This is a genomic window from Micromonospora sp. NPDC049203 (assembly GCF_043197215.1).
Lineage (GTDB): Bacteria > Actinomycetota > Actinomycetes > Mycobacteriales > Micromonosporaceae > Micromonospora.
Genome location: NZ_JBICSV010000014.1, coordinates 83,147 through 91,675, shown reverse-complemented (window position 1 = coordinate 91,675; position 8,529 = coordinate 83,147). Strand labels below are relative to the sequence as shown.

At 73.7% G+C, this 8,529-nt stretch carries 8 protein-coding genes; 3 read left to right on the top strand and 5 right to left on the bottom strand.

Features of this window, described 5'->3' with window-relative positions:
- Positions 1-77 precede the first annotated feature (77 nt).
- Entirely contained in the window at positions 78-617 is a 540-nt protein-coding gene (locus tag ACGFIA_RS26985) for a hypothetical protein (protein WP_357473218.1), read from the bottom strand.
- 99 nt (positions 618-716) lie between these two features.
- On the opposite strand from ACGFIA_RS26985, the gene ACGFIA_RS26980 reads away from it, so the two are divergent.
- Complete coding sequence (locus ACGFIA_RS26980; protein WP_357473221.1) at positions 717-1,937, top strand: GNAT family N-acetyltransferase; 1,221 nt, start codon at positions 717-719, stop codon at positions 1,935-1,937.
- A gap of 309 nt (positions 1,938-2,246) precedes the next feature.
- Positions 2,247-2,648 carry a hypothetical protein gene (locus ACGFIA_RS26975; RefSeq protein WP_393262717.1) on the top strand — a complete coding sequence of 134 codons (402 nt, stop codon included), beginning with the start codon at positions 2,247-2,249 and terminating at the stop codon, positions 2,646-2,648.
- Positions 2,649-2,716: 68 nt separating this feature from the next.
- Here the strand turns inward: ACGFIA_RS26975 and ACGFIA_RS26970 are convergent, their stop codons facing one another.
- The 4 genes from ACGFIA_RS26970 to ACGFIA_RS26955 form a co-directional block, all read right to left on the bottom strand.
- Positions 2,717-3,187 (bottom strand): ribose-5-phosphate isomerase, encoded by a 471-nt coding sequence (locus ACGFIA_RS26970; RefSeq protein ID WP_013288048.1) that lies wholly within the window; start codon positions 3,185-3,187, stop codon positions 2,717-2,719.
- A gap of 72 nt (positions 3,188-3,259) precedes the next feature.
- Positions 3,260-4,459, bottom strand: a complete 1,200-nt coding sequence (locus ACGFIA_RS26965; RefSeq protein WP_357386332.1) for a DUF1015 family protein — start codon at positions 4,457-4,459, stop codon at positions 3,260-3,262.
- 133 nt (positions 4,460-4,592) lie between these two features.
- The gene (locus ACGFIA_RS26960; protein ID WP_357481078.1) at positions 4,593-4,937 is read right to left on the bottom strand and encodes a hypothetical protein; all 345 of its coding nucleotides are present in this window, start codon (positions 4,935-4,937) and stop codon (positions 4,593-4,595) included.
- Between the two features lie 125 nt (positions 4,938-5,062).
- Positions 5,063-5,686, bottom strand: a complete 624-nt coding sequence (locus ACGFIA_RS26955) for a disulfide bond formation protein DsbA (RefSeq protein ID WP_357386328.1) — start codon at positions 5,684-5,686, stop codon at positions 5,063-5,065.
- A 228-nt stretch (positions 5,687-5,914) separates the two neighbouring features.
- Between ACGFIA_RS26955 and pepN the strand changes: the two genes are divergently transcribed.
- Positions 5,915-8,461 carry an aminopeptidase N gene (gene pepN / locus ACGFIA_RS26950; protein ID WP_357473230.1) on the top strand — a complete coding sequence of 849 codons (2,547 nt, stop codon included), beginning with the start codon at positions 5,915-5,917 and terminating at the stop codon, positions 8,459-8,461.
- Positions 8,462-8,529: the final 68 nt, after the last annotated feature.

The following is an 8,529-nucleotide window of genomic DNA, read 5'->3' as shown; positions in this document are numbered from 1 at the left end:
CCCGCCCCCCCCCCCCCCCCCCGGGCCCCCGGGGGGGGCCGGCGGGGCCCCCCCCCCCCCCCCCCCCCCCTGCCGGCTCAGCTGCCGGTCACCCAGTTCCAGGCGGAGACCACCCACTCGGTCTGCTGGAGGTACGCCACACCCACGCCGGCCAGGAACAACGCGGTGACCAGGTGGGCGCCCTTGGCGCTGCGGCGCACCCGGCCGAACTGCCGCTCCAGGATCAGCCGGCCGAGCAGCCGGGCCAGCGCGAACAGGCCGACCGCGGTGAGCAGGCTGAGCACGAACGTGAGCAGCGGGGCCACGAGGTTGCCCCGGCCGGAGATCGCCCAGATGCCCCAGCACACGAACGCGAACAGAGCGCCGGCGGCGCTCAGCTCGCCGCCCTTGCGCGCCTGGGCCAGGTGCCAGCTCATCGGCCGGCGCGGCGCCGGCTCGGCCGCCCAGTCGCCGTGCTCGACGGTGGGGAACTGCTCGGTTCGGGGCGTACGCGACGGGCGCGGCTGACCGACCGCCGCCACCCCGCGCTGGAACGCGTCCCGCTGCGGGGGCACCACGCCCGGCTGGGGCGGCACCTCCACGGTGCGCTCGGCCCACGGCTGTGTCTGGTCCGCCATCTTCCGTCCTCCCCCTCGACCGGTTCCGGCCTCGGTTCCGAGGGTAGCCAGCCCGCAAATAGGGTGCCGACCCCCATCACGGTGCGATACACACGTGCCGTGACTGACGTGCTGGTATCCCGGGCCGAGGACTTCGACGACATCGCGGCGCTGCTGGCGCTGGCCTTCCACGGCGATCTCGACCCCGACGTACAGGCGCTGGAACGCCCGATCTTCGAGCCGGACCGGTCGCTGCTGGTCCGTGACGGCGGCACGGCCGTGGCGCACGCCGCCGCGTTCAGCCGCGACCTCGCGGTCCCCGGCGCGGACGTGCCGGCCGCGCACGTGACGATGGTCGCGGTGGCGCCGACGCACCGGCGGCGCGGCCTGCTCACCACGCTGATGCGCCGCCAGCTGCGGGACGTCCGCGACGCCGGCCGGGAACCGGTCGCGGTGCTCTGGGCCAGCGAGGGACGCATCTACCCCCGGTTCGGCTACGGGTCGGCAGCGCCGCGCTACGTGCTGTCCGCGGACACCACCGGGCTGCGCCTGCCCGCCCCGGCGTCCGCCGAGGGCACGCTGCGACTGGACCGTCCGGACGCGCACCGCGACGAACTGGCCCGGCTGTACGAGCGGGTCCGCGCCGGGCGTCCCGGCTGGTCCCGGCGCGACGAGCGCTGGTGGTCGTACCTGCTGGCGGACCTCAAGGCGCACCGGGGCGGCGCCACCGAGCGCCGGGTGCTGCTGCACGAGGGCGCCGGCGGCCCCGACGGTTACGCGCTCTACCGGACCAGGGACAGCTCGACGGCCACCGGACCGCAGGCCGAGGTGCAGGTCGGTGAGGTGGTGGCGGCGACGCCGGAGGCGTACACGGCGCTCTGGCGGCTGCTGCTCTCGGTCGACCTGACCCGCCGGCTGTCGTTCCCGATCGCGGCCCTGGACGAGCCGCTGCTGCGACTGGTGGACGAGCCCCGCCAGCTCTCGCCGCAGCTCGCCGACGCGCTCTGGGTACGCGTGGTGGACGTGCCGGCCGCGCTGGCCGCCCGGCGCTACGCCACCGATGTCGACGTGGTGATCGAGGTCACCGACGATCTGCTGAAGGAGAACACGGGCCGCTGGCGGCTGGTCGGTGGACGCGACGGCGCGCAGTGCACGCCCACCACCGCCCCGGCGGGGCTGGCGTGTGACGTACGCACGCTCGGCGAGATGTACCTCGGCGGCGCGAACCCGTACGCGCTGGCCGCCGCCGGCCGAGCGAAGGAGCTGATCCCGGGCACCCTGACCGCCCTGAACCCCGCCTTCACCTGGCACCGCGCCCCCTCCCCCATGGAGGTCTTCTAGCCGTCCCCAGCGGCCCGCGCGCCCGCCCACCCGGCCCACCCCGGCCCGCGCGCCCGGCCCACCCCGGCGATCATGAAGTTAGCGGCGCGAAGCGTCCGTTTTATCCAGGCCAACTTCATGATCGTGCGGGCGGGTGCCCCGTCGACCTTGGAGTTGTGGCACCTCGCATACCTCGCTTACGGGGCACTCCGGGCGCCACAACTCCATGATCGACGGAGGCTGGCTGGATCGGGTGTGTCGGGGAGCGTGTGTGGGCCGCGCGGGGTGCGAGCGGCGCGCGGGCGGGCTCGGGGGCGGTACGGTCGGGGGATGGGTGAGGCGGAGCGACGGCGACGACGGCTACGGCATCACGGCGACGCCGTCCCGCCGACGGAGACCACCGGAACCGGTGCCGGCGGCACGGGTGCCGACGGCAGCACCACCAGCACCGCACCCGTACACGACGACGTGACGCCCCGGTCCCCGCGCGCCGGCCGGCCGGGCGAGCCGGAGCCCCGGGGCCGGCGCTCCCCCGCGCCCGCCGAGGAGGGCGAGCGCGGGCTACGCGGGCTGGTCGGCTCCGGCTCGTCGCAGGTGAGCGTGACGGCCGCGCTGCGGGCACGGGACGCCGCCCGCCCCACCGAGGACGACCTCGCCGAAGCCGAACAGCGGGTGGTGCTCATCCGCCGCAACTGGGTGCCGCGCGAGGACCTGCCCCGCAACGGGCGCTGAGCCCGCGGAGGCCGGTACGGCGGCTCCGGCCCGGGCCCGGTGACCGGCTCGCCGAGAAGGGTGTCCGGTCAGGCGGGCAGCTCGGGCAGGCGGCGGCTCTGCTCGTAGGCGGCCACCTGCTCGATGCGCCGGCTGTGCCGGGGGTTGCCGGAGAACGGCGTGGTCAGGAACGCCTCGACCAGCGCGGTCGCCTCGTCGAGCGTGTGCTGCCGGGCGCCGATCGCGACGACGTTGGCGTCGTTGTGCTCGCGGGCGAGCTGTGCGGTGTCGACGTTCCAGGCGAGCGCGGCCCGGACGCCCGCCACCTTGTTCGAGGCGATCTGCTCGCCGTTGCCGGAGCCGCCGATCACCACGCCGAGGCTGCCCGGGTCACCGACCACCCGGTCGCCGGTGTGCAGGCAGAACGCCGGGTAGTCGTCGTCCGGGTCGAAGACGTGGGGGCCCACGTCGACCACCTCGTAGCCCTGCTTGGCCAGGTGGTTGGCGAGGTGCACCTTCAACTCGAAACCGGCGTGGTCGGATCCCAGGTAGACGCGCATACCGCGCAGTCTGACAGGCCCGCCCCCGGGCCGGCGCGCGGGCGGCGACCCGGAGGCGGTTTCGTCACACGGTCAGTGCGGCAGCTCGGCCACGACCAAGCCGGCCCGCGCCTTCGGGGTGAACCAGGTGCTCTTTCGCGGCATCTTCTCCCGGGCCAGGTTCACCGCGACGAAGTCGTCGACGGTCACCGGCGCGACGAGCACCGCCAGCTCGGCCCGGCCGGCGTCGACCTCACCGACGAGCCAGCTCGCCGGGTAGTCGCCGCCCACGTACGTGATCCGCTTGTCGCCCGGGTCGAGACCCAGGGCGTCGCGCAGCAGCAGGCGCTCGACGAGCGCGTGGTCGAGGTTCTCCAGCCGGCCGGCGCCGACGTGCGGCAGCGTCACCGCGTACCCCCGGCCGCCGAGGTAGAGGTGCACGACGCCGCCGGTGGCCGGCACGTCGACCGGCCCGGCCGCCGGGGTGACCTCCGCGCCCGCCGCGCGCAGCCGGTCGAGCAGCTCGTCCGGCGTGGTGGTCAGCTCGCTGACCAGCCGGTTGTAGGGCTGGATGGCGACCGACGCGGGCGTGGTGATCACCGAGAGGAAGCGCGGGAAACCACCGGTCTGCGCGGCCAGGCTGCGGTGGTTGCCGTCCGCGACCACCAGGTCCCCGCCGCCGGCGAGCGCGGTCAGCTCGTCCTGCGCCGCACCCGGGCCCAGCAGCCAGATCGCGTGCGTGCGACCGGACTGGTCGACGTCGGTCGCGGCGGGCGCGCCGGCCGCGTCGGTCGCCGCCGCGAGCGCGGCGTGCAGCTCGTCGCCCTTGCCGGTCTGAAGCAGGAGTACGGGCGAGAGCAGGTGACCGAGCGCCTCGGCCAGGGCGACGCGCTCGCGCACCTTGGCGATGAACACGTCCTCGTTGCGGATGACCAGGCCCGGCTCGTCGGCGCGGGTGGAGATCTGGTCGGTGTCGACCATGGCCCACAGCCCGTACGCGCTCTCCTCGCCCGGCGCGCTGATCCGGTAGAGCACCACCACCTGCTCGGCCGGCGTGTAGCTGCCGTCCGCCTTCGCCTCGGCCAGGCGCGCCACCGCGTCGGGCAGCGCGTCGAGGAACGACTTCCCGAGGCTGCCGGGCGCCCGGTGGGGCATCTCGATGCCCAGGGCGCTGTGCGGATTCGCCTCGACGATGGAGGTGATCTCCGCGTCGTCGGCGAACTCGTCGTAGTTCTGCGCGCCGGTGCCGCCAGTGGTGATCCAGGCCCGGGCGATCGGATGCACGACCGTCATGTCAGCTGACGCTACCCGGGCCCCGATCGCCGCCGCCGCCCGACTCACCCGCTTACCACCAGGTGAAAGGAAGGGCCCCCGGTTAACGCCTCCGGTAGAGGAAGGGCCCCTTCTTAACACCGGGAAGGGCGACTCAGGCGGTGGCGTTGCGGTGCCGGCCGGGAGTCGGACGGCGGGCCGGCGCGGCGGGGCGGGAGCCGGCGTTGAGGCGTACCGTCGTCGCACCCGCGGCGGCTGGGTGGGCGGCGGCGCCGGACCGCGACGGCGCGCGGGCGGGCCGGCCGGGCTCATCCGGCGGTGTCATCCGCGAGGTGGCCACCACCCGGGCCACGCCGACCACGATCGGCGGGGCCAGCAGGTCGGCCACCTCGGCCGGGCCGACCGGCCAGTCGCTCTCGGTCACCGACCAGTACGTCGCACCGGAGTCCTCGGTCGCCTGCTGCGGCGCGTCGTCGGACATGCGGCGGTGCTTGGCCATGGGAACGCCTCCAGGAACTGCCGTGCCGCGGCCCCGCGGGCCGTCGGCTGGGACACCCGGTGAAACGAGCCCCGCACCGGCCCGGTGACGGGCGGTGCGGGGCTCGGACGCGCCACGTCCCACGCTCAGTCGAAGATCGGGCCCTGCTCGCGGGTGCGCTTCAGCTCGTAGAAACCGGGGGTGGCGGAGACCAGCAGCACGCCGTCCCAGAGCCGGCCGGCCGCCTCGCCCTTCGGCGCCGGGGTGATCACCGGGCCGAAGAAGGCGACCTGACCGCCGTCCGGACCCGGCGCGTGGATCACCGGAGTGCCCACGTCGGTGCCGACCGGCCGCATGCCCGCCTCGTGACTGGCCCGCAGCGCGTCGTCGTACTGCGTGGAATCGGCCGCGTCGGCGAGCGCCGGGTCCAGGCCGACGTCGGTGAGCGCGCCCACGATCATCTCCCGGCCCAGCTCCTCCTGGCGGAGGTGGATCCGGGTACCCATCGCGGTGTAGAGCTTCGCCAGCGCCTCGGCGCCGTGCGCCTGCTCGACGGCGATGCACACCCGCACCGGGCCCCAGCCCTTGACCATCAGGTCCTGGTACTCCTCCGGCAGTTCCCGGCCGTCGTTGAGCACGGACAGGCTCATCACGTGGAACCGGATGTCCACGTCCCGGACCTGCTCGACCTCCAGCAGCCAACGGGAGGTGATCCACGCCCACGGGCACAGCGGGTCGAACCACATGTCCGCGGTGACACGTTCGGTCACTGTGTCTTCCCTTCACGCCATCGTCGCGCCGGGGACCCGGCGCGGTCACCTTCGATCCTCACCCCGCACCGCATAGACCGGTACCGGAATGAGAGCGTGACCTCGACCACCGAGGGCGGTCCGTACATGGAAGACTCGGTTCGCAGCGGGCCGTCACGAGCGGCCGGGCGAGAACCGGCGCCGCGGGGCGCGGCAAGACGAGCGGGATGGAGACGAACAGTGCCGGGAGTGCGCAACCTGACCCAGGTCGAGGCTACCGAGCGGGCCCGCCTGCTCGAGGTGACCGGGTACGACATCAGCCTTGACCTGTCGACCGCGGTGCAGTCCACCGGTCGCACGTTCCGCTCGGTGACCGAGGTCCGGTTCCGCTGCGCCGAGCCGGGAGCGACCACCTTCATCGAGACCGCTGCCGAATCGGTGCGCTCGGCCACGCTCAACGGCGAGCCGGTCGACCTGTCCGGCTGGTCCGCCGAGAAGGGGCTCACCCTCAGCGGCCTGGCCGCCGAGAACGTACTGGTGGTCGACGCCGACTTCGGCTACTCAAACAGCGGGCAGGGCCTGCACCGCACCGTCGACCCGGTGGACGGCGAGACCTACCTCTACAGCCAGTTCGAGACCGCTGACGCGCAGAAGGTCTACGCCTGCTTCGACCAGCCCGACCTGAAGAGCGTCTACACCTGGCACGCCACCGTCCCGGAGCACTGGCGGGTCGTGTCGAACATGCCGGTGGCGCGCGAGGAGGCCGCCGGTGAGGGCCTGAAGACGGTGCACTTCACCGTGTCGGAGCGGATGAGCACCTACATCACCGCGCTCTGCGCCGGGCCGTACCACGAGGTACGCCGCACCCACGACGGCATCGACATGGGCTACTTCTGCCGGGCCAGCATGGCTCAGCACATGGACGCCGACGACCTGCACCTGATCACCACGCAGGGCTTCGACTTCTTCCAGGAGAAGTTCGGCGTGCGCTACCCGCTGCCCAAGTACGACCAGCTCTGGGTGCCGGACTTCAACGCCGGCGCGATGGAGAACTTCGGCTGCGTCACGCACGCCGAGTCGCACTACATCTTCCGCTCGCAGGTCACCGACTTCGAGTACGAGCAGCGCGCCAACACGATCCTGCACGAGCTGGCGCACATGTGGTTCGGTGACCTGGTCACCATGCGCTGGTGGAACGACCTGTGGCTGAACGAGTCGTTCGCCGAGTGGGCCAGCCACTGGTGCAACACGAACGCCACCCGGTTCAACGACGCGTGGACCACGTTCCTGTCGATCCGCAAGAACTGGGGTTACCGGCAGGACCAGCTCTCCTCCACCCACCCGGTCTACTGCGAGATGCCGGACCTGGAGGCCGTCGAGGTCAACTTCGACGGCATCACGTACGCCAAGGGCGCGAGCGTGCTCAAGCAGCTCGTCGCGTACGTGGGCGAGGAGCCGTTCCTGGCCGGCCTGCGCGCCTACTTCGGCAAGTACGCCTGGGGCAACGCCACCTTCGACGACCTGCTGTCCGAGTTGGAGGCGGCCTCCGGCCGGGAGCTGCGCAAGTTCGCCGCCCAGTGGCTGGAGACCGCGCAGGTGAACACGCTGCGCCCGGAGGTGACCATCGGCGCCGACGGCACGTACGAGCGGGTGGTGGTCCAGCAGGAGGCGCCGTCGGGCTACCCGACGCTGCGTACCCACCGCATCGGCGTCGGCCTGTACGACCTGACCGACGGCCGGCTGGTGCGCCGGGAGCTGATCGAGACGGACGTGACCGGCGAGTTGACCGAGCTGTCCGAGCTGCACGGCAAGCCCGCCGCGGACGTGCTGCTGCTCAACGACGAGGACCTCACCTACGCGAAGCTGCGGCTGGACGAGCGGTCCATGGCCACCGTGGTGCAGCACATCGCCGGCTTCGACTCGTCGCTGGCCCGGGCGCTGTGCTGGACCGCCGCCTGGGACATGACCCGCGACGCCGAGCTGTCGGCCCGCGACTACGTGGCGCTGGTGCTGGCCGGGCTGACCGCCGAGACGGACATCAACCTCATCACCGCCACGCTGCGGCAGGCGACCACCGCGCTCACCTTCTACGCCGACCCGGCCTGGGCGCCGACCGGCTGGGCCGAGCTGGCCCGTACCGCGCGGACCGGGCTCGCGGCGGCCGAGCCGGGCAGCGGCTTCCAGCTCGCCTGGGCTCGCGCGTACGCCTCCTCGGCCCGCTCCGGTGAGGACCTGGCCACGCTGCGCGGCTGGCTGGACGGCAACGGGGTGCCGGAGGGGTTGACCGTCGACACGGAGCTGCGCTGGACGGTGCTCCAGTCGCTGGTCGCCAACGGCGCGGCGGGCGCCGCCGACGTGGACGCGGAGCTGGCCGCCGACCGTACCGCCAGTGGCGAGCGGGAGGCAGCGTACGCGCACGCGCTGGTGCCGACCGTGGAGAACAAGGCGGCGGTGTGGGCACTGCTCACCGGCCCGGACGCGCTGCCCAACTGGCGCAACCGGGCGCTGCTGCAGGGCTTCACCCACCCGGCGCAGGTCGAGCTGACCGCGCCCTACCGGGAGCGGTACTTCGCCACGGTGGACCAGGTGTGGGCGCAGCGCGACAGCGAGCCGGCGCAGGAGTTCGTGCAGCTCGCCTACCCGGCGTACCTGGTCGACGAGGACACGGTCGCGGCCACCGACGCGTGGCTGGCCCAGGACGGGCAGCCGGCGTCGCTGCGGCGGCTGGTGGCCGAGGGCCGCGACGGTGTGGTCCGCGCGCTGAAGGCCCGCGAGCGGGACGCGCGCACCGCCTGAGTGAGGCATGCCGGGCGGGGGGGGGGGGGGGGGGGGGGGGGGCCCCCCCCCCCCCCCCCCCCCGGCTG

Coding starts and splice junctions, on each gene's coding strand:
- ACGFIA_RS26970 (WP_013288048.1), bottom strand. CDS start 3,187: ATGCGCGTCTACCTGGGATCCGACCACGCCGGTTTCGAGTTGAAGGTG.
- ACGFIA_RS26965 (WP_357386332.1), bottom strand. CDS start 4,459: ATGACGGTCGTGCATCCGATCGCCCGGGCCTGGATCACCACTGGCGGC.
- ACGFIA_RS26960 (WP_357481078.1), bottom strand. CDS start 4,937: ATGGCCAAGCACCGCCGCATGTCCGACGACGCGCCGCAGCAGGCGACC.
- ACGFIA_RS26975 (WP_393262717.1), top strand. CDS start 2,247: ATGGGTGAGGCGGAGCGACGGCGACGACGGCTACGGCATCACGGCGAC.
- ACGFIA_RS26985 (WP_357473218.1), bottom strand. CDS start 617: ATGGCGGACCAGACACAGCCGTGGGCCGAGCGCACCGTGGAGGTGCCG.